The organism is Acidovorax sp. Root70 (assembly GCF_001428225.1).
In the GTDB taxonomy this organism is placed as follows: Bacteria; Pseudomonadota; Gammaproteobacteria; order Burkholderiales; family Burkholderiaceae_C; genus Acidovorax.
In genome coordinates this window covers 279796-303773 of the sequence record NZ_LMHQ01000023.1, presented here as the reverse complement: position 1 = coordinate 303773, position 23978 = coordinate 279796, and the positions used below count along the sequence as shown (strand labels likewise).

The window sequence follows — 23978 nt, the reverse complement described above, 5'->3', positions numbered from 1 at the left end:
CCTGGTCGCACTGACCAGGCTGGGCCGTTGCGTGCGCAGCGACGCCACGGTGGATTGACCATGCCGCCAGCGCAAGCCACCGCAGAAGCCGCACGGCTCCAGGCACTGCAGTCTTACGCGATCCTCGACACACCTGCAGAAGACAGCTTTGACCAGTTGGCCACGCTGGCAGCGCGCGTGTGCCAGTGCCCGATGGCGGTGGTCAATTTCGTGGACCGCGACCGGCAGTGGTTCAAGGCCGCCGTGGGCGTGCCGTTCAAGGAGACCGAGCGCGCGATTGCGTTCTGCGCACATGCACTGAGTGGCAGCCGCGAGCCCATGGTGGTCAACGACACGCACAAGCACCCCGTTTTTGCCCACAACCCGCTGGTCACGCAGGACCCCCATGTGCGCTTTTATGCCTGTGTGCCGCTGGTCACCCCCGAGGGGCAGGCGCTGGGCACGCTGGCGGTGCTGGACTCCATTCCCCGGCACATCGAGGCCGAGCAGCTGGAGGGTCTGCGCATACTGGCCGAGCAGGCCATGGTGCAGCTGGAGCTGCGCCGCCAGAAACAGGTGCTGGCCGACCTGGTGCAGCAGCGCGACCAGATGCATGCCGAGCTGCTGGCCCAGAGCGAGACCCTGCGCGTGGCCGGGCAGATGGCCCGCATCGGCGGCTGGATCGTGGAGCTGCCCAGCCTGCAGCTGAACTGGTCGCAGGAGATTGCCACCGCCTTCGGCATCGCCAGCCGCATGGGTTCGGTAGGGCAGATCCTGGCGCTGTACCTGCCGCCCTACCGGGAGGCGATGCAGACGGCATTTGCCAACTGCATCCGCCACGGCACGCCGTTTGACGTGGAGGCCGAGCTCGTCACGCCGGGTGCGCAACATTTCTGGGTGCGCACCACCGGCCAGGCCGTGCGCAGCGGCGAGGGCCGCATCGTGCGGGTGCAGGGTGCGTTCCAGGACATCTCGGCCCAGCACCAGGCCTGGCAGGCCCGCCGTGAAAGCGAAGAGCGCTTTCACCTGGTGTCGCGCGCCACGGCCGACGCGGTGTGGGACTGGAACCTGCACACCGATGCCATGTGGTGGAACGAGGGCATGCAGACCCTGTTCGGCGTGCCCCTGGACCAATTGCCGCCCGACAGCACCTCGTGGACCCTGCGACTGCACCCCGACGACAGCGAAGCAGCGCTCGCAGGCATCCATGCTGCCATCGACGGCACCGCCAACCACTGGTCGGACGAATACCGTTTTCGCCGCCAGGACGGCAGCTACGCCTGGGTGATGGACCGGGGCTTTCTGATCCGCGACCTGCAAGGCAAGGCGGTGCGCATGGTGGGCGGCATGACCGACATCAGCGCCCAGAAGCTGGCCGACCTGGATGCCCAGCGCGACGCACAGAACCATGCCGAGCTGCTGCAGGTGCAGCAGCGCATCTCGTCGCTGGACATGCCGCTGCCCGAAGTGCTGCAATTGGTAGCCAGCACGGTGCTGCGCCAGACGGAGGCGCGCGGTGCCATGGTGGAGCTGTTGCAGGGCCGCCAGTTGGTGGCGCAGGCCTCGGCCGGTGACCATGTGCGGCCCGTGGGCAACCTGCTGGCAGTGGACGAAAGCCTGCTGTGGCCCGCACTCAGCAAGGGCCAGACCGTGGTGTGCAACGACACCGAAGCCGAAGGCTGGGACATGGCTTCGATGCCCCACCGCCACGGCGTGCGGTCGGTGATGGCTGTGCCGCTGCGCAGTGGCGATGCCATCGTCGGGTCGCTCAAGGTCACCTCCGACAAGGTCAATGCGTTTTCGCGCCGCGATGTGGCCCACCTGGAGATCCTCACCGAGTCGCTGGGGGCCATGGTGCAGTTGCGGCACGTGGCGGGGCAGCTGCATGCGTCCGAGCAGCAATACCGCATGCTGTTTGACGAACACCCGCACCCCATGTGGGTGTACGACTGTGAAACCCTGCGACTGCAGGCCGTGAACCGGTCGATGGAACGCGACTACGGCTACACCGAGGCCGAGCTGCTGACCCTGTCCATGACGGACCTGTGGCCCGCTGAGCGGCGCCAGAACATTGAAGCCAGCATCCGCTCGATCCCGATGGACCAGCGCAACGCGCCGGTCGTGAGCCGCCATGTCAAGAAGGACGGCAGCTTCATGGATGTCGAGATCACGGCAGGCAGCATCAGCTTCAACGGGCGCCCGGCCCGCCAGGTGCTGGCCACGGACGTGACGGAACGCCTGCGCACCGAGCGCGAGCTGGCGCGCATGGGCCGTGCCCAGCGCCTCCTGAGCGCGTGCAACGAAACCCTGGTGCGTGCCACGTCCGAAACCGCGCTGCTGCAGGCCATCTGCCGGATCGCGGTAGACATCGGCGGCTATCGCATGGGCTGGGTGGGACTGGCGCTGGACGATGAGCGCCGATCCATCCGGCCCGTGGCCCATGCAGGCTACAACCACAACTACCTGGAAAACCTGCACCTGAGCTGGTCTGCCGACGACCCCTACGGCCAGGGACCGGCGGGCATCGCGGTGCGCACCGGCCAACCGGTGATCGTGCAGGACATCCGCACCGAAGGCAACTTTGCCGACTGGACCGAGCGCATGCTGGAGCATGGCTTTCACGGCGTGATCTGCCTGCCCTTGCGCGAGCATGCGCGCGGCCACACGCCAGAGCGCAGCTTTGGCCTGCTGTACCTGTACGCGCCCGACGTGCTCCAGATCAGTCCCGAAGAAGCAGCACTGCTGCAAGAGCTGTCGAGCGACCTGGCCTTCGGCATCACCAGCCTGCGCGCGCACAAGGCGCAGCAGCGGCTGCAGGCCTCGGTGCTCAAGGTGGCGGCCGCGGTGTCGGCCAGCACGGGCACCGAGTTCTTTGTGCAGCTGGTGCGCAACATGGCCGATGCCCTGGACGCCCAGGGGGGCTGTGTGGTGCGCCTGTTGCCACAGTCGCAGGGCCAGACCCCCCGGGTGGTCACGCTGGCCGCCGTGCTCGACGGCCAGATGCTGCCCCACGACGAATACGACCTGGCGGGCACGCCCAGCCTGTTGCTGATGTCCCAGCGCACCCATGTGGTGACCGACAAGGTGCAGCAGCTCTACCCCGAAGCCCCCATGCTGCGGTACGTAGGTGCTCAGGCCTATGTAGGCCAGCAACTGTGCAATGCCGATGGCGAGGTGGTGGGCATCGTGTTCGTGCTGTTCCGCCAGGCAATTGCCGACACGGACTTCATCACCTCCACGTTGCAGATCTTTGCCTCGCGGGCCTCGGCCGAGATCGAACGGCAGCTGGCTGACGCCCGCATCCGCCACCAGGCCTCGCTACTGGACAAGGCCCAGGACGCCATCCTGGTGCGCGACCTGGAGCACCGCATCATCTACTGGAACAAGAGCGCCGAGCGCCTGTATGGCTGGTCGCAGCTGCAGGCGCTGGGCCAGTCCATCGAGACGCTGCTGTACGAAGACCCCACGCACTTCCGCCACGCCACACAGGCGGTGCTGGAGCAGGGCGAGTGGACCGGCGAGATCGTGCAGCACCACCGCGACGGCAGCACCATCGAGGTGGAGGGCCGCTGGACGCTGGTGCGGGGCGACGACGGCCAGCCGCAGTCCATCCTGGCGATCAACACCGACATCCGCCAGCGCAAGGCCAGTGAGCGCGAGATCCAGCGCCTGGCGTTCTATGACGCACTCACCGGCCTGCCCAACCGCATGCTGCTGATGGACCGCATGCACCAGGCGCTGGCCACCGCGCAGCGGCGCCAGCAGGGCGGGGCGCTGCTGTTCATCGACCTCGACAACTTCAAGCAGCTCAACGACACCCTGGGCCACGACCAGGGCGACCTGCTGCTGCAACAGGTGGCGCAGCGCCTGAACACCTGCGTGCGCAGCGTGGACACGGTGGCCCGGCTGGGCGGTGACGAGTTCGTGGTCATGCTGGAAGAACTCAGCCCCAAACCGCACGAGCTGGCGCTGCATGCCCGGGGCGTGGGCGAAAAGATCCTGGCCATGCTGGCCGTGCCCTACGCGCTGCAGGGCTACCAGTACCGCAGCACGCCCAGCATTGGCATTGCGCCCTTCACGGGGGAGCGCGCCACGGTGGGCGAGCTGCTCAAGCAGGCCGACCTGGCCATGTACCAGGCCAAGACAGCCGGGCGCAACACGCTGCGCTTTTTCGACCCCGACATGCAGGCCGTGGTGACGGCACGCGCCGGGCTGGAGGCCGACCTGCGCTCGGCACTGGTGCAAGAGGAATTCCTGCTTCACTTTCAGCCGCAGATTCACCAGTCCGGCCGCTGCGTGGGCGTGGAGGCGCTGGTGCGCTGGGCCCACCCGCAGCGGGGCATGGTGTCGCCGGCCCAGTTCATCCCGCTGGCCGAAGAAACGGGCCTCATCCTGCCGCTGGGCCGCTGGGTGCTGCACACCGCCTGCAAGCTGCTGGCCGACTGGCACAACGACCCCGCGCTGTCGCACCTGACCATGGCCGTCAACGTGAGTTCGCGCCAGTTCCGCCATGCCAGTTTTGTGGACGACGTGGCCCGCGTGCTGGCCATCACTGGTGCGCCATCGGCCCAGCTCAAGCTGGAGCTGACCGAAAGCCTGCTGGTGGAAGACATGGAGACCACCATCGCCACCATGACCGCGCTGCGGTCGTACGGCGTGGGCTTCTCGCTGGACGACTTTGGCACGGGGTATTCCAGCCTGAGCTACCTGAAGCGCATGCCGCTCGACCAGCTCAAGATCGACCAGAGCTTTGTGCGCGACCTGCTGACCGACCCCAACGACGCCGCGATTGTGGACACCATCATCGGCCTGTCGCGCAGCCTGGGGCTGGAAGTCATCGCGGAAGGGGTGGAAACCCCCGAGCAATGCGCGCTGCTGGCCCGCGCAGGCTGCCAGCTCTACCAGGGCTACCTCTTCAGCCGAGCGCTGTCTGTGGACGTTCTGGACGCCTTCCTGCGCACTTCGCAGGAATAGGGAAGGTTTAGGGCGGGGGCAAGGAAGGGTGGCGGCCTTTTTTGAGGGCCTTCAGCCTTCTGTCATCGCATCACAGGCTCCGGCCTGTTTTTTTCGCCTGCCTCCCCTCGCGGCCTCTCCACACCTTTCTGACCCTTGAGCAGACGGTTCAGGCGACGCGAAAGGGAGGTGAGGCGCACTGGTCAGCCCATCCGCCCACCTCGGCCGCTGCGACCCCTCGCTTGTTCTCTGTCTTCTTCTTATTTCTTTTATAAATACATAGTCGTAGTAGTAGAGGGCGGCCTGGTGTGTGGACAACTGCATTTTTGTCTGCGCTGGCGCGCACTTAGCCTGCCGCCAACCCTGTGCACCGGGCCCTGCTCCCGTTGTCTCACATGCGGGGACAACAGCGGCGCATCGCGCCTTTCTGTGGATAAACCCCTGGTTGTGCCAAAACTATCCCCAGTTTTACGCACCGGGCGCGCAGATGACAGAAATCTGGGTCAAATGAGTCAATAGTGCCGGTACTACATACCTCTTTTGCTCATGTATTTATAGCAATTCAACGGATAGGGGACGCATGGCTCCCTGTGCGGCCAGGGGTTGCAGGGTGCTGCCGCCTGGCCCATGTCCGCCCCGTGAAGGCCGTGGATAGGTTCCAGGAGGCCTTCTAGGGCCTCCTGGCCACCCGTTCTCCCCGTCAGGCAAGAGATGCCTGTCCTTTCCTCCGACGAACCCTTGCGGATACGCCAGCGCCCTCCAGCGTCTGACTGGCTGGGCTGGGCCGTCGCCGCCCTGGCTGTGTTGCGGGGCCATTGCTCGCAGGGATTCCCGCGCCCGCCTGGGACGCGTCAGAAGGGGCGATCTGGGCGCCGGGGTTGGGGTTCTGGTTATTCTTTAATAGCTTTATATATAAATAGCAGTAGTAGTAGAGCAGGCCTGTTTGTGTGGACAAGGGCTTTTTCTTCAATGCTGGCGCGCACTTGCGTCGCCGAAAAGCTTGTGGGGCTGCGCGCGCAAAGTGCGGGGCTCACTGACAACAACTTTCGGGCGACGGCTTTTTGTGTGGATAACTGCCTGGTTGTGCCAGAAATGTGCCCAAGGTTATCCACAGGCACGTGGTGGTGCGGGCGGGTCCGAGTCCTGGCCAGGGGGGCTGTCGGGCTGCCATGACAAAAAACCCGGCGTTCTTTGCAGAGCGCCGGGTGAGCGGTGGGGGGTAAGAGCCTGTCGGATGGGACTTTGCGGCCCACGGTGGGCAGGCTCTGGGGCAACCAGGCCGCAGATGGTCTGGTGGGGCGCCCTTACTTGGCCGGAGCGGGTGCCGGACGGCCTTCGCCCCCGCGCATGCCGCCGTGACCGTGGCGGCCATCGCCGCCCCGCATGCCATCCATGGGGCGGCCCCGGTGGGCCTGGGCATCAAAGGTCTTTTGCTGCTCGGGCGTCAGCGTGGCGTAGAAGGCCTTGGTGGCCTCGCCACGGCGGTCGGCTTCGGCGGCATGCTGGGCGCGCATTGCGCGCATGCGGTCGATGCGTTCGGGGGTGGTCAGCTTGTCCATGTCCTGGCGGTCCAGGCGGGCGGGGCGTTCGCCGGGTTGCATGGCGGTGGTGAACGTGGTCCAGGCGGGTTCCTGGGCGGGGGTCAGCTTGAGCTGGCCCTTGAGGTCTGCCAGCCGCTTGGCATGGCGCTGTGCCATGTCGCCATGGTGGCGTTCGTGGCGGCCCTCGGCGGCCTTGGTGGGGGCTGCGGGCGATGCAGCAGGCGCGGCAGGGGGTTGCTGTGCCAGCACGGGCAACGCCATGGCGGCGAGCAGGGCGGTGGCGGCGAGACGGTGGTAAATGCGGGGGGAGAAACGGGAGGCCATGGTGAGAGTCCTTTCACGGTGGTGAGCTCGCTGCAACGACCGTTTCAGCGATTGGAGTCCAGTGTCCGCCGCCCACGTATCGCCACCGTGCGCGTTGGGTGAGGCTGTGTAAAGTTGCGGCGAACGCTTGCAAAGCATCCTCCAGAATCATTTGGAGCAAATAGCGGGCGATGCGCTGGTGCCATATGCCCTGTTTGCTATTGATTGTGTAGCGTTTTCAGTCCCCCAAGGGCTGTCCGTGTCCCGGCGGCCCGGCGCCGGGGTGGCGACCGCCGACAATGGCGGGTTCCGTGTCCGTGTCGTTGTTCGCAGCGACCCCAACCAAAGGTTTTCCGTGTTCAAGAACATGATCGTGTACCGCATTGCTCCGCAATGGCAGGTCGAGTTGACGCAAGTGGAAGAAGCGCTGGCCAAGGCCCCTTTCCAGGAATGTGGCGCCACGCAGGAGAAGTCGCTGGGCTGGGTGCCCCCCCGGGGTGAGCAACACGGCCCCCTGGTCGAGTCGGTGGGCGGGCAGTGGATCCTGCGCTTCATGGTCGAGACCAAGGTGCTGCCCGGCAGCGTGCTGGCGCGCAAGGTCAAGGAAAAAGCCGAACGCATCGAAAAGGAAACCGGCCGCAAGCCCGGCAAGAAGGAAAGCAAGGAGCTCAAAGACGAAGCCAAGCTCGACCTGCTGCCCATGGCCTTCACCAAGCAGGGCTCGATGTGGATCTGGATCGACACGGCCTCGCGCCTCTTGGTGCTGGACACGTCCAGCCAGGGCCGCGCCGACGAAGTGGTGACCCTGCTGGTCGAATCGCTGCCCGGCCTGTCGGTATCGCTGCTCGACACCCAGACCAGCCCCCAGGCGGCCATGGCCCACTGGCTCAAGGAGCAGGAGCCGCCCGTGGGCTTCACGGTAGACCGTGAGTGCGAGCTGAAAAGCGCCAACGAAGAAAAAGCCGTGGTGCGCTACGCCCGCCACCCGCTCGACATCGAAGAGGTGCAGGCCCACATCGACGCCGGCAAGCTGCCCACCAAACTCGCCCTCACCTGGGACGACCGTGTGAGCTTCATGCTCACCGAGGGCTTGCAGATCAAGAAAGTGTCGTTCCTGGACACGGTGTTTGAAGGCACCAAGGCGGACGATGGAGGCTTTGACACCGACGTGGCGATTGCCACGGGCGAGCTGGTCAAGCTGATCCCGGACCTGATCGAGGCGTTGGGAGGGGAGTCGGAGAGTGGGGTGGCGGGTGCAGCGCAGGCAGTGGCCAGCGACAGGGCTGAAGCTGCTCCAGCGGCATCACAGCCACCGATGGCTGCAGCAGCACCCTCAGCCCCGGCGCGTAAAGTGGCTGGGGGTGGGGTGGTGACTGGTCCCCGCGAAGTGCCCGTCGATACCGACCCGGAATCGGCGCCGTTCTGACATCGTGGCCCGCCGGGCCACTGTGGCTTCAGCGGTCGCTGCTGCAGGCAGCGTCCACCAACGCCGCCAGCTCACGCACATAGGCATCTTCAATGCCCAGCACCTCGCACTGCTGCACCAGCTGCTCCAGATAGTCCCGGTTGCTGCCAATGCGCCCGCAGGCGGTGGCAATGGTGGCGGCCGTGGCCTGCAGGGTCAGGTCGCCCCGGTAATGGGGGTGGCCCGTGTTGGCCACCAGCACCAGCGCCTGCACCTCACCCTGGGGCGTTGGCAGGGGCAGCAGCTGCGGGCAGTAGGCGCCGGTGATCATTTCGCGCCGCCACAACATGCGGGATTCTGCGTCCACCAGCGAGGGCGGGATGCGGAATGCCAGGCCCTCGCAGTCCTGGGAGGTGGCGGGGTCCTGCGGCTCCGCGGTTCCCATGCGCTGCAAGGTCAGCACCAGGCCTGGGCAATCGGGTGTGCCCCGGCCGATGGAGGTACTCAGGGCAAAGCGGCGTGCAAAACCGGGCAGGCGGGCGCGGCGCACTTCGTCAAATTGAAAGCCTGGGTTCCACATCAGCGAGCCATAGGCAAACACCCACAGATCCTGCCGCTGCGCGGTGATGGTGGAAAGCACCTCGCGGCGGGATTGCTCGACCTCAATGTCCGGCAGGCGCCAGTGGGCGGGCAGGCCCTGGCAACGCGCCTGGGCGTCCCATTCGGCCAGCACCTCGTCGGTGAGGCGCAGGCCCGAGGCATGGGCAGGGGTCAGCCGGCCTTGCAGCTCGGGCAGGTGAAGGAAGGCGTTGTCGGGGGTCATTGGGGGCAGTTCCGTGCGCTGGGGTGGGGCGTCAGGCGTTTCAACGCCGCGCCAGGTCAAACACCAGCACCTCGGCGTGGTGGCCGTCGTGCATGGTCAGCGTGTTCTCGCCGTCCAGCAGGGCGCCATCGCCACCAGACAGTGTGATGCCGTTGACCTGCAGTGCCCCCCGCGCTACGTGCACATAGGTCAAGCGTTCAGGGTTCAGCACTTGCGTAGCGGTTTCGCTGCCATCTAGAAAGCCCGCCCAGATAGAGGCATCGGCATTCATGCTGACCGAGCCGTCTTCACCCCGGCGCGACGCAATACGCACAAGCCGGCCCCGGCGGTCTGCGGGCGGAAAGTGTTTTTGCGCGTAGCTGGGGCGGATGCCTGTGAACAGGGGCTTGATCCAGATCTGCAGGAAGTGGGTGGGCTGGTCGGGCAGCGCATTGAACTCGCTGTGCCGCACGCCCCAACCGGCGCTCATGCGCTGCACATCGCCCGGATGCAGGATACCGCTGGGGGCCTCCGCCGAATCAGCCCTTGGCGCCCCCGAGGCCGCTGGGCCGCCAGGTTGTTGGCCCGTGCTTTCGTGCAGGTTGTCCTGGTGGGCGAGGGCGCCTTCGAGCACATAGCTCATGATCTCCATGTCGCGGTGCCCGTGCGTGCCGAAGCCTTTGCCGGGTGCCACCGTGTCGTCGTTGAGTACCAGCAAGTTGCTATGCCCCTGGTGGCGCAAGTCAAAGTAGTCGCCAAACGAAAAGCTGTGGGCGCTGTGCAGCCAGCCGGTGGAGGACCGGCCCCGTTCGGAGGAGGGGCGGACGGTGATCATGGGGATGTGTCTTTCGCGCACCCAGCGGGGTGCACTGCACACACTGTAGACGGCCGGAGCGCCGGGAAAAACCCGGGCTTGTCAAACGGAGTGTTCTGGAATCGGGACCAATGCCTGCGCAGGACGGCCGTGGCGCAACGGGGAATGAGAACAGGAAGGGATGTCGGACTAGCGCCCCACAAACTGCGGGCTCTGGCGCTGGTGAAACGCTTCCACCCCTGCGCGGAAGTCTTCGGTGCCCGCACAGTGCACAAAGGCGTCTTTTTCAGCGGCCAGCTGCTCGGGCAGGGTGTGGTCCATCGACGCGCGCATCAGGCGCTTCATGGCGCCGTAGGCCAGCGTCGGACCATTGGCCAGGCGCTGGGCGAGGGCGGCGGTGGCGCTGTCCAGTTCAGCAGCGGGCACCACGCGGTTGATGAGGCCCAGGCGCAGCGCGTCGTCGGCTGTGAAGGCCTCGCCCAGCAACGCAATCTCCAGCGCCTGGCGCACGCCCACGATGCGTGGCAGCGCCCACGAGGCACCCACGTCGCAGCTGGTGCCCAAATTGATGTAGGCCAGGTTGAAGCGCGTGCCTTCGGCGGCGATCACGTAGTCGGCCATCAGCACCAGGCTCAGGCCCGCACCGGCGGCCGCGCCGTGCACCTGGGCGATGACCGGCGCGTTCATCTGCGCGAGCAGCAGCAGGGCCTGGTTCAGCGACGTGAGGATGTCGATGGCGCCCTGCACTGGGTCGGCGCGCAGCGTGGCCAGGTCGCCCCCGGCCATGAAGCCCCGGCCGTTGCCACACAGCACCACGGCGCGTACACCGGGGTCGGCAGCGATGGACTGCACGGTGGCGAGGAAGGCGTTGGCCATGGGCACGTCGATGGCGTTGAGTGCCTCGGGCCGGTTGAAGCGCAGCGTGGCGATGGCGCCGTTGCGCTCCAGCAGCAGGGGTGGCTGTGGGGTGGGCGCGGACGGTGCGGTAGTGGCTGCTGCAGGGTCTGTGGCGGTATTTTTCATGTCCAATCCGCTTCAAGCGCTAGTAGATATTGCGCTATCAGCTCCTGTTTTGATAGTGAATAGGTCCCAATGCGCTAAGCCCAGGGCTATTGGTACAGCGCCTCGATCTCGGCCGCATAGGTCTTGTAGATACTGGATCGGCGCACCTTCATCGTCGCGGTCACCTCGCCGTCGTCGTGGTCCAGCTCCTTGGTGAGCAGGTGGAACTTGCGGATCTGCGAGACCTGTGCGAGGCGCTGGTTGCCCTGGTTGATTTCGGCGTCGATGAGGCCGCGCACCTCGGGGTGCTCCACCAGCGAGCGGTAGTGCGTGAACGGTATGCGCCGCGCCTCGGCCCACTTGCCCACCGTCTCGTAGTCGATCATCACCAGCGCGCCCACAAACTTGCGCGCCTCGGCCACGATGATGCATTCCTTGATGAAGGGGCTGCCCTTCATCGTGTTCTCGATTTCGGACGGCGTGAGGTTCTTGCCGCCGGCCGTGATCATGATGTCTTTGAGGCGGTCCACGATCTTGATCTGGCCTTGCGATTCGCGCACCACGTCGCCGGTGTGCAACCAGCCGTCCACGATGCTGCTGGCCGTGGCTTCGGGGTTCTTGTAGTAGCCCGCAAACACCATGTCACCTTGGATCTGGAGTTCGCCGTTGTCGGCGATGCGGTGCTTTACTCCTTGCGTTGGGACGCCCACGGTGCCCACCACCACATGGTCCAGACGGTGGCCCGTGACCATGCCGGTGGATTCGGTGAGGCCATACACCTCGATGAGCGGCACGCCCAGCACGCGGAAGAAGCGCACCACGTCGGGCGGAATGGGCGCGGCACCCGTGAGAGCCACATGCGCATTGCGCAGGCCGATGAAGTTCTGCAGCGCACGGAACACCAGCCAGTAACTCGCGGCAAAGGTCAGCTTGTCGGCAGCGCTCCAGGCACTGCGCGGCTTTTCGGCCAGCGGCTTGCAGGCGTTGTAGGCCTTGTGGAACAGCGCGCGCCGCAGGCCACCGGTTTCCTGCAGCTTGATGTGGATGGCGGCGTGCAGCTTTTCCCAGATGCGCGGCACGCCCAGGAACATGGTGGGCGCAACCTCGCGCAGGTCTTCCTGCACGGTGCGGATGGACTCGCCAAAGTTCACCTGCGAGCCGACGTACACAGGCACAAAGCTGGTCAGCATCTGCTCGGCCACGTGGCACAGCGGCAGGTACGACAGGTGCGTGGTGCCCTGCGACAGCTCCAGCCGGTCCACGATGCCGGGCACCACGCCCCGGATGTTGCGGTACGAAATCATCGCGCCCTTGGGCTTGCCGGTGGAGCCCGAGGTGTAGATCATCAGGCCTACGTCGTCGAGTGTCTGGCGCGCGAGGGCGTCGTTGATGACCGCCTGCTGGTCCGATGCCGCGCCGAGTTTTTCTACCTCGTCAAACGTGGTGATGAACTGCCGCACCTCGGGCGCAAAGCTGCGCAGGCCCTTGGTCTCCATGACCACGATCTTTTTCAGGCGCGGCAGCTCGGGCAGCGCGGCCAGCAGCTTGTCGGTCTGCTCCTGGTCCTCGCAGACCATGATTTCGATGTCGGCATGGCCCACCACATAGGACACCTCGTTGGTGGGGCTGGTGGGGTACACACCCACGGTCACCGCGCCCACCAGGCCCGCGCCCATCTGGGCCAGCACCCATTCGATGCGGTTCTCGGAGATCACGCCCACATGCCCACCTGCAGGCAGGCCCAGTGCCCGCAGCCCCAGGCCGAAGTGGCTGGCGCGCTGGTGGTACTGCGCCCAGGTGAAGGGCTTCCAGATGCCGAAGTCCTTTTGCCGGATGGCGATGCGCTGAGCGTCGGTGCGCGCGCGCTCGCGCAGCATCTGGGGCAGGGTGAGGTCGGGGAGCGTCATGACAGCCATCTTTTGCGGCGCTTGTAGTGCTTGATCTCTTTGAAGCTCTTGGCCTCGCCGCCACCGCCCATGCCCAGGTAGAACTCGCGCACATCGGGGTCGTTGGCCAAGCGTTCGGCCGTGCCGTCGATCACGATCTTGCCGTTCTCCATGATGTAGCCCCGGTGCGCCACGGCCAGTGCCACGGTGGCGTTCTGCTCCACCAGCAGCATGCTGGTGCCACGCTCGGCGTTGATGCGCGCGATGATGGTGAAGATGTCTTCGACGAGCTTGGGAGACAAGCCCAGCGAGGGTTCGTCGAGCAGGATGAGCTGGGGCTGCGCGATGAGTGCGCGGCCAATGGCCAGCATCTGCTGCTCGCCGCCCGACAGATAACCTGCAAGACCCTTGCGCCGCTCGTGCAGGCGCGGAAAGTAGCTGTAGACCAAGTCGAAGTCCGGCGTCGCATCCTTGCGCCCCGTGAGCGCATAGGTGGCGGCCACCAGGTTCTCTTCGACCGTGAGGTCTTCGAACACGCGGCGGCCTTCCATCACATGGCTCAGGCCGTTGCGCACCAGCTGCTGCGGGGCCACGGCGGCCGTGGGTTGGCCGTTGAAGTGGATGCTGCCGCTTTCGACCACACCATCCTCCAGCGCCAGCAGGCCCGAGATGGCCTTGAGCGTGGTGCTTTTGCCCGCCCCGTTGCTGCCCAGCAGCGCCACGATCTGCCCCCGAGGCACGGCCAGCGACAGGCCGCGCAGGGCCTGCACCACCTTGTTGTAGATGACCTCGATGTTGTTGACTTCGAGGACGTGGGCCGGGGTTGGCTGGGTCATGGCAACAGCAGGGTCAGAGCTTGATCCAGTCGGAGGCGGCGACCATCTTCTGGGCCTTCATGTCGGCGCGGTACACGCGGCCCACGGGGATCGAGTTGCCCCTGATGGTGATCGGCACGCCAATCAGGCCACCCGTGTCGAAGTCCTTGATGGAGTTGAGCGCCGCCTTCAGGTTGCTGCCCGTGAGCGGTTTGCCTGCATCCAGGCAGCGCTTGGCCGATTCGGTGAACAGCATGGCCGCCAGAAACCCCTGGATGTAGGCGGTGCTCTGGTACTCGGGGCGCATGGCGCGGATCTTCTCCAGCATGGGCGCTTTCTCGGTGTCGTAGTAGTAGCGATACGGCATCACGCCCATGAAGCCGTCGGCGGCTTCGCCCATCTTCATGACGGTGGAGCTGTCCATGGTCCAGAAGGTGCCCATCCACTTGCTGGTCATGCCCTGCTGCTTGCCCTGGGTGATGAACTCGGGGATGGGCGCGAGGATGTAGCCGTGGAAGATGGTGTAGTCGGGCGCTGCACGGCGCAGCTTGATGACCTCGCCCGACACGTCCACGCTGCCGGCGGGCGTCATGATCTTGATCGGCACCGACAGGCCCAGCTGCTTGGCCAGGGCTTCGCTGGACTCGATGGGGTCGCGGCCGAATTCGGAGTCGGAGTACACGAAGGCCACCTTGGCACCCGGCTTTTCCTTGGCGATGTGCTTTAGCAGGATGCCGAACATCTCGGTGTAGTCGGGGCCCACGAGGAACTGGTTGGGGTACTTCTTGGGGTCGTTGAGTTCGGTGGCAAATGATGCGCCCGCCATCAGGATGTTGCCGTTGCGGTCCAGCTCGGGGTTGATGGTCTTGGAGAAGCCCGTGGAGTCGCCGTAGTAGAGGTTGACCTTGTTCTGGCTGGTGATCTTCTTGAACGCCGCCACCGACACATCGACCTTGTAGCCCGTGTCTTCGGGCACGTACTTGACCTTGCGGCCCTTGATGCCGCCCGCGTCGTTGAGCATCTTCACGTAGTCGCCCATGCCCGCGTTGATGCCCACGCCTGCAAACGCGAACACGCCGGTGAGCGGGATGGAGCCACCGATCACGATTTCTTCAGCGCCTTGCGCCAGCACCGACAGCGGGCTGGTGAGGGCGGCGGCGCCAGCGGCGGCCAGCAGGGTGCGGCGACGGGGTGATGTGGGGGTCTTGTTCATGCGTGTCTCCTGGGGGTTTAGTTTCTGAAAGGCCAGAGATGGAAGAAACGACGGACGCGCCGCCACACTTCGGCCAGGCCATGGGGCTCGAAGACGAGAAAACCGATGATGAGCAGGCCAAAGATGACCGTGCGCACGGGCGAGAGGAACACGGTGAGTTCGCTGCCGCCGGGCATCAGGTCCACCACGAGCTTGAGCAGCTCGGGCACCATGGTCATGAACACCGCACCCAGGATGCCGCCCAGGATGGAGCCCATGCCGCCGACGATGATGGCCGCCAGGAAAAAGATGGACATGAGCAGCGGAAAACTCTCGGGCGTGACCACGCGAAAGAAGTACGCCCACAGCCCGCCCGCCACGCCCGCATAGAACGACGACAGCCCAAACGACAGCAGCTTGTAGCGCAGCAGCGGAATGCCCAGCACCTCGGCCGAGATGTCGCGGTCGCGGATGGCGATGAAGGCCCGGCCCACACGTGTGCGGAACAGATTGGCCGCGCCCAGCAGCATCAGGATGGTGACGGGCACGATGAGCCAGTACAGGCGGAATGAGGTGTCGAGCGCCATGCCAAACAGCTTGGCGGGTGGCACGCTCAGGCCCCCGGTGCCGCCGGTGAACTTCCAGTTGGCAAAGATGAAGTGCGCGATGAACGATGCGGCAATGGTGGCAATCGCCAGGTACAGCCCCTTCACGCGCAGCGAGGGGATGCCCACCACGATGCCGCCCAGCATGGCCACCAAGCCACCGGCCAGCAGGTTGAGCACAAAGGGCGTGCCCACCTTGGTTTCCAGCACGGCCACGGTGTAGGCGCCCAGGCCCATGAAGGCGGCCTGCCCCAGGCTGACCAGCCCCGTGTAGCCCGTGAGGATGTTGAGCCCCGTGGCGCTGGCCACATTGATGCTGACCAGGCAGGCCAGGTACAGCCAGTAGTCGCTGGCCATGAAGGGGAACAGCACCAGCAGCACAGCGCCCACGGCCAGCCACACTTTTTGGGTGCGCGAGTCGAAAAGCGCCGCGTCGGCGATGTAGGTTTCCTTGAGGGTTCCGATGCGCATGGGTCAGGCCTGCCGCCGGGCCGGCCCAAGGGAGGCCTGCGCCCCCTTGGGGGGCAGTGGATACACGAGGTGATGAACGTGGGGGCTCATGTTTTTACAGTCTCTCGATTTCGTGGGTGCCGAACAGGCCGTACGGCCGCACCAGCAGCACCGCCACCAGCACGATGAAGGTGGCCAGCAGCTTGTATTCGCCGCCCAGGTAGGCCCCGGCCAGCGCCTCGATCAGGCCGATGAGGATGCCGCCTACGAGCGCGCCCAGCACGCTGTCGAGCCCGCCCACAATGACGACCACCAGCACTGACAGCCCGAACACGCCCATGCTGGACGAGATGCCGCCAATCGAGCCAACGATGATCCCGGAGATGGCCGCCAGCATGGCCGAGGCCACCCAGGCCAACGAGAACACACGCGGCACGTTGATGCCCACCGAATACGCGGCGGCCTGGTCGCTGGCCGTGGCGCGCAGGGCCACCCCGCCCCGCCAGAAGCGGAACACCACCAGCACCGCTGCGATGAACGCGACGGCAATCACAGCACCCCAGAACACCTTGGGCGCGAGGAACGCATCACCCACCATGATGGGCTGCGTGGGCATGAAGTCGGGCAGGCGACGCTGGTCGGCGGTCCAGATCATTTCCACCAAGCCCACGAGCACCGAGGCCAGGCCCACGGTGACCATGAAGACGGAAATCGGCGGCTCGCCCAGCAGCGGGCGGATCATGGTGCGCTCGATCACCGCGCCCAGCAGGCCTGTGCCCAGCACGGCGCCCGGGATGGCCAGCCACAGCGGCAGCGCGAACATCGATGCAAAGGTGAAGAACAGGTAGGCGCCCACCATCAGCAGCTCGCCAATGGCAATGTTGACCACGCGCGTGGCCTTGTAGACCATCACAAAGGCCAGCGCCGCCAGCGCATACAGCCCGCCCCCTGCAACGCCGGTGAGGCTGATCTCAAACAGGTAGGCCCAGTCGAAGTTGCCAGTCATGCGGTGGTCACCCCCTGCAGCTTGGCACGCAGGTCGCCCACGTCGCCCGCGCCCAGGTAGGCGCGGATGACCTCGGGGTCCGCCTGCACCTGTGCGGGCGTGCCCTGCGCGATGACCTGGCCGAAGTTGAGCACCACCACGTGGTCGGACAGATCCATCACCATGCCCATGTCGTGTTCGACCATGAGCACCGTCACGCCCCATTCCTCGCGCACATCGAGGACGAAGCGCGCCATGTCTTCGGTCTCTTCACGGTTCATGCCGGCCACGGGTTCGTCCAGCATCAGGATCTGCGGCTGCATGGCGAGGGCCCGCGCCATCTCCACGCGCTTTTGCAGGCCGTAGGGCAGGGCCGAGACGGGGGCGTGGCGGATGTGGTCGATTTCGAGGAAGTCGATGATGCGCTCCTCGATGTCGCGGCGCAGTTCTGCCTCTTCGCGGCGTGCGCGGCCCAGGTAGAACAGCGCGTCGAGCACGTTGGTTTGGAGGTGCGCGTGGCGGCCGAGCTTGATGTTGTCGAGCACCGTCATGCCGCGAAACAGCGCAATGTTCTGAAAGCTGCGGCCCAGGCCCAGCTTGGCGCGCTGCGGCGCGGGCACGCGGGTGATGTCTTGCCCCTGAAAGCGGATGGAGCCCTGGCTGGGCCGGTAAAAGCCCGAAATGGTGTTGAACAGCGAGGTCTTGCCCGCACCGTTGGGGCCGATGACGGCGGTGATGGAGCCAGGCTGCACATCAAACCCCACGCCGGTCAGCGCCTTCACGCCACCGAACGCCAGGGTCACGCCCTGCACCTGCAGCAGGGGCGTGGCAGCAGCGGGGCCGGAAGGGGTTGTCTCCATTGGCTTTCTAATACGGGTTGACTACAGCTTTTGACAGAAATTTCGATGGAACCCAGCGCAAATTTCCTACTTGTGCGTAAACTGTTTACTCGCAAGTAGATTCTGGAAGCCGCGACCCTCATCAGCATCCGTACTTTCCCGAGGAACTGCCATCCATGCCCCACGCCAAAGTGGCAACCCGCCGCCGCAGCGCCACCCCCACCGCCGCAGCGCCGTCTTCTGCACCCGCTGCCAAGCAGGTCAAGCTGGCCAAGCCGGTCAAAAAGGCCGCGAAGGCTGAGTCGGCCCTAGCCGCCCCTGCGCCAGCCCCGACCGCTGCGGCGTCTCCCTGGCCCCCGGTGTCGCACCGCGAGCGCCAGCGCGAGGCCAAGCGCAATGCGGTGCTGCAGGCGGCGGCCCAGTTGTTCAACGAACGCGGCTTTCACGCCACCTCGCTCGACGACATCGCCGCGCGCCTGAACGTGACCAAGCCCACGCTGTACTACTACGTGAAGAACAAGGACGAGATCCTGCTGCAGTGCGTGAGCAAGGGCCTCACGATGATGCTGGAGGGGATTGATGCCTCGCGCGCTGCGGGCGGCAAGGCCATTGACCAGCTCATGACCTGCATGCAGGTGTATGCGCGCATCGTCACCATGGACTTCGGCATGTGCCTGATCCGCGTGGGCGACGAGCAGCTGCCCCCCGAAAGCCGCAAGGAGCTGCGCCGCCTGAAGTCCGCCATCGATCAGGAGTTCCGCCGCCTGGTGGCCGAGGGCGTGGCCGAAGGATCGCTGCAGCCCTGCGACCCGAAGATGACGGCTTTTGTGATTGCCGGTGCGCTCAGCTGGATCGGCCGCTGGTACCAGCCCGATGGCGAATACACGCCCGAGCAGGTGGCGCAGCAGTGCATTGCGACGCTGTGTGATGGGGTGTTGCGGCGGCCTGCGGCGGTCATCGCCGATAGCGCTGTTTCAGCGCCAGTCCCCCAACCAAAGCCCGCCAGCGGCAAGGCAAAGACCCGTGCCCAACGCGGTGGAGGCTAGCGTGTTGTATCTACCGATGGATTGAGGCAGATTGGCTTTTGGCGTCCTTGGATAGGCGCTGAAAGCTATCTATCGAATAGTGTTTTCAGGGTATTGAGCCTGTATCTCTGATGCTTGACGTGCTTGTTTGGGCTGAGCTTGTCAAAGCCTCACGCTGCGCCTTGGCAAGTTCAGCGAAACCGGTTTTCATCAACGCATTGCCTTTTTCACGTGATGTGCGCGAACGGCTTCCTGTGACCGGCTTGTTTAAACAGGTTGTTTAACCCGCTACCGTATTCTTTGTGCGGTTTTGGGTTTTATAAGTCATTGATTTATATGGAAATATTCTGCGACATAAAGCATTGCTTTACCCCTAGGTATTGCCAGTTGGCTTAAAGACGGCTGCCTCTGATAGATACCAACGGGCCCAGCGCCGCTGACCGAGAACATTGATCACCCCTTCATTGCGCAACTCATCCAGGAGCTTCTGTACGGCCTTCATGGGAAGGGACGGCAGCACTTGTCTGAACTCGCTCAGTGGCGCACCGGCTTCGCCTTGGTCTTTGAGATGCTGCAGCAGCAAAGCCTTGTTGGTTCCATGATCCAAGCCCCGCTTCCGGGTATAGCTGCCTTTACTACCCAGCGACGCATACAAGGCGGCCGCCAGGATGTACTTGGCGGTCTTGCCCCTACCGATAGTTTCTACGGCACCCACTTCCGCAAGGGCGGGCAACCGTTCCAGCAGCTGAGGTGCCATGGGCCGACCCTGTTGCAGGCATTCCAGCGCCAAATAGTCCAATGTAGAAAAGCTGCGCAGCGTCTCGTCCCCCAGCCGCTCCATGAACCGCACAAACGCCGGGTTGCGCACGCCACCCTCCAGCGTCAGCCGCACCTCGTGCGCGGCAGTACCCGCAAAGCTGGGCAGGGGCTTGCCTTGGCGCACGGCGCTTTCCATCATCAGGTTCAAGCCCTGGCCGGATCGTTCGATGAGCCCGCAGCGCCCTAGCGCCTCGGCCAGGCGGCGGTTGCGCGGGTATTGCTGGTCAATGATGTTCTCGGGCGTGATGCCGGGCGGCAGGCCACCGGGGCTAACCACCTCCAGCCGCTTGGCAAATTGCCGCACAAAGACCGAGCCGCCCAGGCGGTAGTCGCGGTGGGCCACCGCGTTCAGGATGGCCTCGCGCACGGGCACCTCGTCAAAGGTGGGCAGGTCCATGCGAAAGAAATCGTCCTGGTAACTCTGCCGGTCGTTGCGCAGGTTGATCTTTTTCCACAATGCGTCCTGCCAGGCAAAGAAGCCTGCGCGGTATTCCTCGCGGTCGGCTGCCGGGCCTGCGGCTTCGGACGAGCGGTATTCAAACACCAGCTCTGCCTGTGCCAGCCACCGCGTGAGGCCCGCACGCGTACCAAACAGAATGAGCGCTGCATAGCTCACCTGATCGCCCTCCACCAGCAGTTCGGTATCGCGCAGCGTTTGCAGGTCGCTCAGCTCGCGCCTGCGTGGGTCGCCAGTCTTGCGCGCCCAGCGTTCGCGGAACAGGGCGATGGACTCGGGCTCCAGGTCGGCCAGCGTGGCGCCGGGGCAGGGCTGTGCCGAAAAGTCGGGGCCTGTTTCTGCAAACATCTCCCGCAGCTCTTGGCCGCTCAGGGCTGCTAGGTCGTCACCCGCGCTCTTGAAGTAGCGGCCATCGATCTCCCATGCTGTGCCCGGCAGGCGTGGCGGAACGTGAACGATCACCACGCGCCCTTTGGGCAGCAACAGCTCTTCTACGGGGATGCGGTGCCCAAGCTTCTGGTGCAGACCCGCCTCGGTGCGTCCTGGCTCTTCAAACGCCTGTGTGCCCACAATGCGACGGGGCCGTTTGTCCGTCACGCCCAGCACCATGGTGCCGCCGCCCTCGTTGGCCAGGGCCACGCAGTACTTGACCAGCGTGTCAAAGTGGTAGTTCTGCTTGGCCTCCTTGAATTCCAGGCGCTGGCCTTCGGGTTCAAGCAGCCATTGTTGAAGCTGGGCGACAGAGGTGGGCATGAGGCAGGCAGTAGCAGGCAGTGGGAACTGCCTGAGAGTCTGCCATGCGGAGCCGCCGGGGCCTAGTGTGAGCAGTTTTGAGGCTCTTTGTGCCCCAAGCGTTACTCGATCATGCGCAAGCAGCTATTGATTTGGTAGCGTTTTGCGCAAGGCCCGGGGTGTGTGGTGTTCTGCCTGCCCGGAGGCCAGATCGTCCAGGATGGGGCAGTCCGGCCGGTCGTTGCCCTGGCAGCAGGACACCAGCGTTTGCAGGCTGCGCTGCATGGCCTGCATCTGGGCGATGCGTTCGCTCAGGTCGTCGATGTGCTGCTGCGCGATGCGCTTGACCTGGCTGCTGGCGCGGCTGTGGTCGTGCCACAGGCCCAGCAGCTCGGCGATTTCTTCCATCGAGAAGCCCAGGTCGCGGCTGCGGCGGATGAAGTGCAGGGCGTGCACATCGGCCTCGGTGTACTGGCGGTAGCCGCTGTCGGTGCGCGCCACGCCGTTGATGAGGCCCAGCGATTCGTAGTGCCGCACCATGCGCGCCGAGATGCCTGCGCGCCGCGCGGCGACGCCGATGGGCACGGGCCAGGCGATGGCGCGGGGCGCTGCGGCCTTGGTGCGCGCGGTCGGCGCGGTATTGATGGACTGGGGCGTGGTCATGGTGTGGCCTTCGCTGGGTGCTTGGTGGCGTGGAGCTCAGGCCGCGACGGTGTAGCCTTCTTCGGCAATGGCGGCGGCCAGGGCTTCGCGGGGGGCGGTGCTGTCCACGTCCACCTTGCCGCTGGCGCGGTTGATGCGGACTTGGGCGTTAGGGTCTACCTGCTGCACGGCCTGGGTGACGGCGCGTTCGCAGTGGCCGCATGTCATGCCCTGTACTTGGAAGGTTGTGGTGTTGGTTGCCATGGTGTGTCCTTGTTGGATTTGGAAATGTGGCCGTGGATGCGACCGAAGCGAATGTTGAAGCTTGACATCGTGGCAGAGTCAAACGCTGCGCAAGACACTCATGATGTGAGGGTTGATCAATATCAATGCTTGACCTTGCCATCACGTCAAGGATCAGCATCCCGGCCATGAACACCATCACCACCCCCCCCAACACTGCGCCCGAGTCCCTCCACTCGCTGGACCTGGGCATTTCTGGCATGACCTGCGCAAGCTGCGTGGGCCGTGTGGAGCGCGCGCTGCGCAAGGTACCCGGCGTGCAGGAGGCCTCGGTCAACCTGGCGACCGAGTCTGCGCGCATCGCCTTTGTCACGCAGGTCGGCGCTGATGCTGCCGCGATGGAGGCGGTGCTGCGCCGCGCGGTGCGTAACGCGGGGTACGAGCCGCGTGCGGCGGGGCAGGACGAGGCGGTGGAAGACCTCTCGCCCTGGGCGGGGTTCCTGCCCGTGGGCATTGGCCTGCTGCTGTCGGCGCCGCTGGTGCTGCCGATGATCGGCGACCTGTTTGGCCAGCACTGGATGCTGCCCGCCTGGATGCAGTTTGCGCTGGCCACGCCGGTGCAGTTCATTCTGGGGGCGCGGTTTTACAAAGCGGGCTGGCATGCGGCCAAGGCGCTGAGCGGCAATATGGATTTGCTGGTGGCGCTGGGTACCAGCGCGGGCTGGGGCCTGTCGATGTGGCTGTGGCTCACAGCGCCCACAGACCATCCGGGGCATGTGCCGCACCTGTACTTCGAGGCCTCGGCCGTGGTGGTCACGCTGGTGCTGCTGGGCAAGTGGCTGGAGGCGCGCGCCAAGCGCCAGACCACGGCGGCCATCCGCGCGCTGCATGCGCTGCGGCCCGATGTGGTGCATTTGCTCTCCAAATCTGGCGAGGTAGATGTGCCCGTGGCCGAGGTACTGGTGGGCGATCAATTGGTCGTGCGGCCCGGCGAGCGCATCCCCGTAGATGGCACGGTGCACGAGGGGCACACGCAGGTGGATGAATCCATGCTGACCGGGGAGCCCCTGCCAGTGGCGCGCGATGTGGGCGCGGCGCTGACGGGGGGGGCGATCAACGGCGATGGCCGTATCGTGATGGCGGTGACGGCTGTGGGCGCCGAGACGGTGCTGGCCCAGATCATCCGGCTGGTGGAAGACGCCCAGGCCGCCAAGGCGCCCATCCAGCGGCTGGTGGACCAGGTGTCGGCCATCTTTGTGCCGGTGGTGCTGGTGGTGGCACTGGTGACCCTGGCGGGCTGGCTGGCCATAGGCGCGGGGCTGGAGGCCGCGTTGATCCACGCGGTTGCCGTGATGGTGATTGCCTGCCCCTGTGCGCTGGGGCTGGCCACGCCTGCAGCCATCATGGCGGGCACGGGCGTGGCGGCCAAACACGGCATCCTCATCAAGGACGTGCAGGCGCTGGAGCTGGCCCACAAGGTGGACACGGTGGCTTTTGACAAGACCGGCACGCTGACCGTGGGCCAGCCCCGGCTCACGGCGTTTGAGGTGGTACCGGGTCTGGACGATGCGGTGGTGATGGCGGCGGTGGCCGCTGTGCAAAGCGGCAGCGAACACCCGCTGGCGCGGGCGGTGGTGGCGGCTGCGGGCGAGCGGCAGATCCACGTGGCCACCGCGCAGGACGTGCGCGCCGTGCCCGGGCGCGGCACCGAGGGCGAGGTGGAGGGCCAGAGCTACCTGGTGGGCAGCCTGCGCTGGATGCAGGAGCTGGGGGTGGGCCTGGGCCCGCTGTCAGACCGCGCGGAGGCTTTGCAACGCGAAGGCGCCACAGTGTCCGCCGTGGCCCAGCGTGTGACTGAGGGATTGGCATTGCGCGCGGTCATGGCCTTTGGCGACGAGCCCAAGCCCGGCGCGCGCGAGGCGCTGGCGGCGCTGAAGGCGCGGGGCATTCGCACGGTGATGGTGTCGGGCGACAACCGGGGCGCGGCCGAGGCCATGGCGCGCCGCCTGGGGCTGGACCCGGCTGCGGGCGAGGTGATGGCCGAGGTGCTGCCGGGCGACAAGTCGGCCAAGGTGGCTGCGTTGCAACAGGGCAGTGATGGCAAGCGCCATCATGTCGCGATGGTGGGCGACGGCGTTAACGATGCCCCGGCGCTCGCTGCGGCCGATGTGGGCATGGCGATGGGCAATGGCACGGACGTGGCCATGCATGCAGCGGGCATCACGCTGATGCGCGGCGACCCGATGCTGGTGGCGGCGGCGCTGGATATCTCGCGCCGCACGGTGATGAAGATCCGCCAGAACCTGTTCTGGGCGTTTGCGTACAACGTGGCGGGCATTCCGCTGGCGGCCCTAGGCTTTCTGAGCCCGGTGGTGGCCGGGGCCGCCATGGCGCTGAGTTCGGTCAGCGTGATGGCGAATGCCCTCCTACTCAAGCGGTGGCGCATGTGATAAATACGTACAGAACGGTTATCGATGTCTGGCAAACTG

The 23978-nt window shown here is 65.6% G+C and carries 17 protein-coding genes; 4 read left to right on the top strand and 13 right to left on the bottom strand.

The window, feature by feature from the left end:
- Window positions 1-60 precede the first annotated feature (60 nt).
- Window positions 61-4953 (top strand): EAL domain-containing protein, encoded by a 4893-nt coding sequence (locus ASD94_RS13020; RefSeq protein ID WP_056643571.1) that lies wholly within the window; start codon window positions 61-63, stop codon window positions 4951-4953.
- A gap of 1283 nt (window positions 4954-6236) precedes the next feature.
- Here ASD94_RS13020 and ASD94_RS13015 read toward each other — a convergent pair.
- Window positions 6237-6797 (bottom strand): Spy/CpxP family protein refolding chaperone, encoded by a 561-nt coding sequence (locus tag ASD94_RS13015; protein ID WP_056643569.1) that lies wholly within the window; start codon window positions 6795-6797, stop codon window positions 6237-6239.
- Window positions 6798-7131: 334 nt separating this feature from the next.
- Here ASD94_RS13015 and ASD94_RS13010 point away from each other — a divergent pair, with 334 nt between their 5' ends.
- The gene (locus tag ASD94_RS13010; RefSeq protein WP_056643567.1) at window positions 7132-8202 is read left to right on the top strand and encodes a recombination-associated protein RdgC; all 1071 of its coding nucleotides are present in this window, start codon (window positions 7132-7134) and stop codon (window positions 8200-8202) included.
- A gap of 28 nt (window positions 8203-8230) precedes the next feature.
- Here ASD94_RS13010 and ASD94_RS13005 read toward each other — a convergent pair whose 3' ends face one another.
- The 9 genes from ASD94_RS13005 to ASD94_RS12965 all read right to left on the bottom strand — a co-directional run bounded on the left by ASD94_RS13005 (window position 8231) and on the right by ASD94_RS12965 (window position 17592).
- Complete coding sequence (locus ASD94_RS13005; protein ID WP_056643566.1) at window positions 8231-9004, bottom strand: gamma-glutamylcyclotransferase; 774 nt, start codon at window positions 9002-9004, stop codon at window positions 8231-8233.
- 40 nt (window positions 9005-9044) lie between these two features.
- Window positions 9045-9818 carry a pirin family protein gene (locus ASD94_RS13000; protein ID WP_056643564.1) on the bottom strand — a complete coding sequence of 258 codons (774 nt, stop codon included), beginning with the start codon at window positions 9816-9818 and terminating at the stop codon, window positions 9045-9047.
- A gap of 168 nt (window positions 9819-9986) precedes the next feature.
- The gene (locus tag ASD94_RS12995) at window positions 9987-10820 is read right to left on the bottom strand and encodes an enoyl-CoA hydratase/isomerase family protein (RefSeq protein ID WP_235510661.1); all 834 of its coding nucleotides are present in this window, start codon (window positions 10818-10820) and stop codon (window positions 9987-9989) included.
- An 86-nt stretch (window positions 10821-10906) separates the two neighbouring features.
- A complete protein-coding gene (locus ASD94_RS12990; protein WP_200954231.1) occupies window positions 10907-12706 on the bottom strand; it encodes a long-chain fatty acid--CoA ligase in 1800 nt (599 codons plus the stop codon).
- On the bottom strand, window positions 12703-13521 hold the full coding sequence (locus ASD94_RS12985; RefSeq protein WP_015011891.1) for an ABC transporter ATP-binding protein: 819 nt from the start codon (window positions 13519-13521) through the stop codon (window positions 12703-12705). The genes ASD94_RS12990 and ASD94_RS12985 overlap by 4 nt, the downstream gene beginning before the upstream one ends.
- Before the next feature lie 13 nt (window positions 13522-13534).
- The gene (locus ASD94_RS12980; protein ID WP_056643560.1) at window positions 13535-14713 is read right to left on the bottom strand and encodes an ABC transporter substrate-binding protein; all 1179 of its coding nucleotides are present in this window, start codon (window positions 14711-14713) and stop codon (window positions 13535-13537) included.
- A gap of 17 nt (window positions 14714-14730) precedes the next feature.
- On the bottom strand, window positions 14731-15768 hold the full coding sequence (locus ASD94_RS12975) for a branched-chain amino acid ABC transporter permease (protein WP_056643558.1): 1038 nt from the start codon (window positions 15766-15768) through the stop codon (window positions 14731-14733).
- A 94-nt stretch (window positions 15769-15862) separates the two neighbouring features.
- Window positions 15863-16753: a branched-chain amino acid ABC transporter permease gene (locus ASD94_RS12970; protein WP_056643556.1), complete on the bottom strand. Its 891-nt coding sequence runs from the start codon at window positions 16751-16753 to the stop codon at window positions 15863-15865.
- Entirely contained in the window at window positions 16750-17592 is an 843-nt protein-coding gene (locus ASD94_RS12965; protein WP_056643554.1) for an ABC transporter ATP-binding protein, read from the bottom strand. Before ASD94_RS12965 ends, ASD94_RS12970 begins: the two co-directional genes overlap by 4 nt.
- A 155-nt stretch (window positions 17593-17747) precedes the next feature.
- Here ASD94_RS12965 and ASD94_RS12960 point away from each other — a divergent pair, with 155 nt between their 5' ends.
- Window positions 17748-18617, top strand: a complete 870-nt coding sequence (locus ASD94_RS12960; RefSeq protein WP_056643552.1) for a TetR/AcrR family transcriptional regulator — start codon at window positions 17748-17750, stop codon at window positions 18615-18617.
- Window positions 18618-18969: 352 nt separating this feature from the next.
- On the opposite strand, the gene ASD94_RS12955 is transcribed toward ASD94_RS12960, so the two are convergent.
- The 3 genes from ASD94_RS12955 to ASD94_RS12945 all read right to left on the bottom strand — a co-directional run bounded on the left by ASD94_RS12955 (window position 18970) and on the right by ASD94_RS12945 (window position 21510).
- Window positions 18970-20625, bottom strand: coding sequence for an ATP-binding protein (locus ASD94_RS12955; protein WP_056643550.1), 1656 nt, complete (start codon window positions 20623-20625; stop codon window positions 18970-18972).
- A gap of 123 nt (window positions 20626-20748) precedes the next feature.
- A complete protein-coding gene (cueR, locus tag ASD94_RS12950) occupies window positions 20749-21267 on the bottom strand; it encodes a Cu(I)-responsive transcriptional regulator (RefSeq protein ID WP_233247238.1) in 519 nt (172 codons plus the stop codon).
- Between the two features lie 36 nt (window positions 21268-21303).
- Window positions 21304-21510, bottom strand: coding sequence for a heavy-metal-associated domain-containing protein (locus ASD94_RS12945; protein ID WP_056643548.1), 207 nt, complete (start codon window positions 21508-21510; stop codon window positions 21304-21306).
- Between the two features lie 167 nt (window positions 21511-21677).
- On the opposite strand from ASD94_RS12945, the gene ASD94_RS12940 reads away from it, so the two are divergent.
- Window positions 21678-23939 (top strand): cation-translocating P-type ATPase, encoded by a 2262-nt coding sequence (locus ASD94_RS12940; RefSeq protein WP_056643546.1) that lies wholly within the window; start codon window positions 21678-21680, stop codon window positions 23937-23939.
- The last annotated feature ends 39 nt before the right edge of the window (window positions 23940-23978 follow it).

Excerpts from the sequence above, each read along its gene's own strand:
- ASD94_RS13020 (WP_056643571.1), top strand. The coding sequence starts at position 61 with ATGCCGCCAGCGCAAGCCACCGCAGAAGCCGCACGGCTCCAGGCACTG.
- ASD94_RS13015 (WP_056643569.1), bottom strand. The coding sequence starts at position 6,797 with ATGGCCTCCCGTTTCTCCCCCCGCATTTACCACCGTCTCGCCGCCACC.
- ASD94_RS13005 (WP_056643566.1), bottom strand. The coding sequence starts at position 9,004 with ATGACCCCCGACAACGCCTTCCTTCACCTGCCCGAGCTGCAAGGCCGG.
- ASD94_RS13000 (WP_056643564.1), bottom strand. The coding sequence starts at position 9,818 with ATGATCACCGTCCGCCCCTCCTCCGAACGGGGCCGGTCCTCCACCGGC.
- ASD94_RS12995 (WP_235510661.1), bottom strand. The coding sequence starts at position 10,820 with ATGAAAAATACCGCCACAGACCCTGCAGCAGCCACTACCGCACCGTCC.
- ASD94_RS12990 (WP_200954231.1), bottom strand. The coding sequence starts at position 12,706 with ATGACGCTCCCCGACCTCACCCTGCCCCAGATGCTGCGCGAGCGCGCG.
- ASD94_RS12985 (WP_015011891.1), bottom strand. The coding sequence starts at position 13,521 with ATGACCCAGCCAACCCCGGCCCACGTCCTCGAAGTCAACAACATCGAG.
- ASD94_RS12980 (WP_056643560.1), bottom strand. The coding sequence starts at position 14,713 with ATGAACAAGACCCCCACATCACCCCGTCGCCGCACCCTGCTGGCCGCC.
- ASD94_RS12975 (WP_056643558.1), bottom strand. The coding sequence starts at position 15,768 with ATGCGCATCGGAACCCTCAAGGAAACCTACATCGCCGACGCGGCGCTT.
- ASD94_RS12970 (WP_056643556.1), bottom strand. The coding sequence starts at position 16,753 with ATGACTGGCAACTTCGACTGGGCCTACCTGTTTGAGATCAGCCTCACC.
- ASD94_RS12965 (WP_056643554.1), bottom strand. The coding sequence starts at position 17,592 with ATGGAGACAACCCCTTCCGGCCCCGCTGCTGCCACGCCCCTGCTGCAG.
- ASD94_RS12960 (WP_056643552.1), top strand. The coding sequence starts at position 17,748 with ATGCCCCACGCCAAAGTGGCAACCCGCCGCCGCAGCGCCACCCCCACC.
- ASD94_RS12955 (WP_056643550.1), bottom strand. The coding sequence starts at position 20,625 with ATGCCCACCTCTGTCGCCCAGCTTCAACAATGGCTGCTTGAACCCGAA.
- cueR (WP_233247238.1), bottom strand. The coding sequence starts at position 21,267 with ATGACCACGCCCCAGTCCATCAATACCGCGCCGACCGCGCGCACCAAG.
- ASD94_RS12945 (WP_056643548.1), bottom strand. The coding sequence starts at position 21,510 with ATGGCAACCAACACCACAACCTTCCAAGTACAGGGCATGACATGCGGC.
- ASD94_RS12940 (WP_056643546.1), top strand. The coding sequence starts at position 21,678 with ATGAACACCATCACCACCCCCCCCAACACTGCGCCCGAGTCCCTCCAC.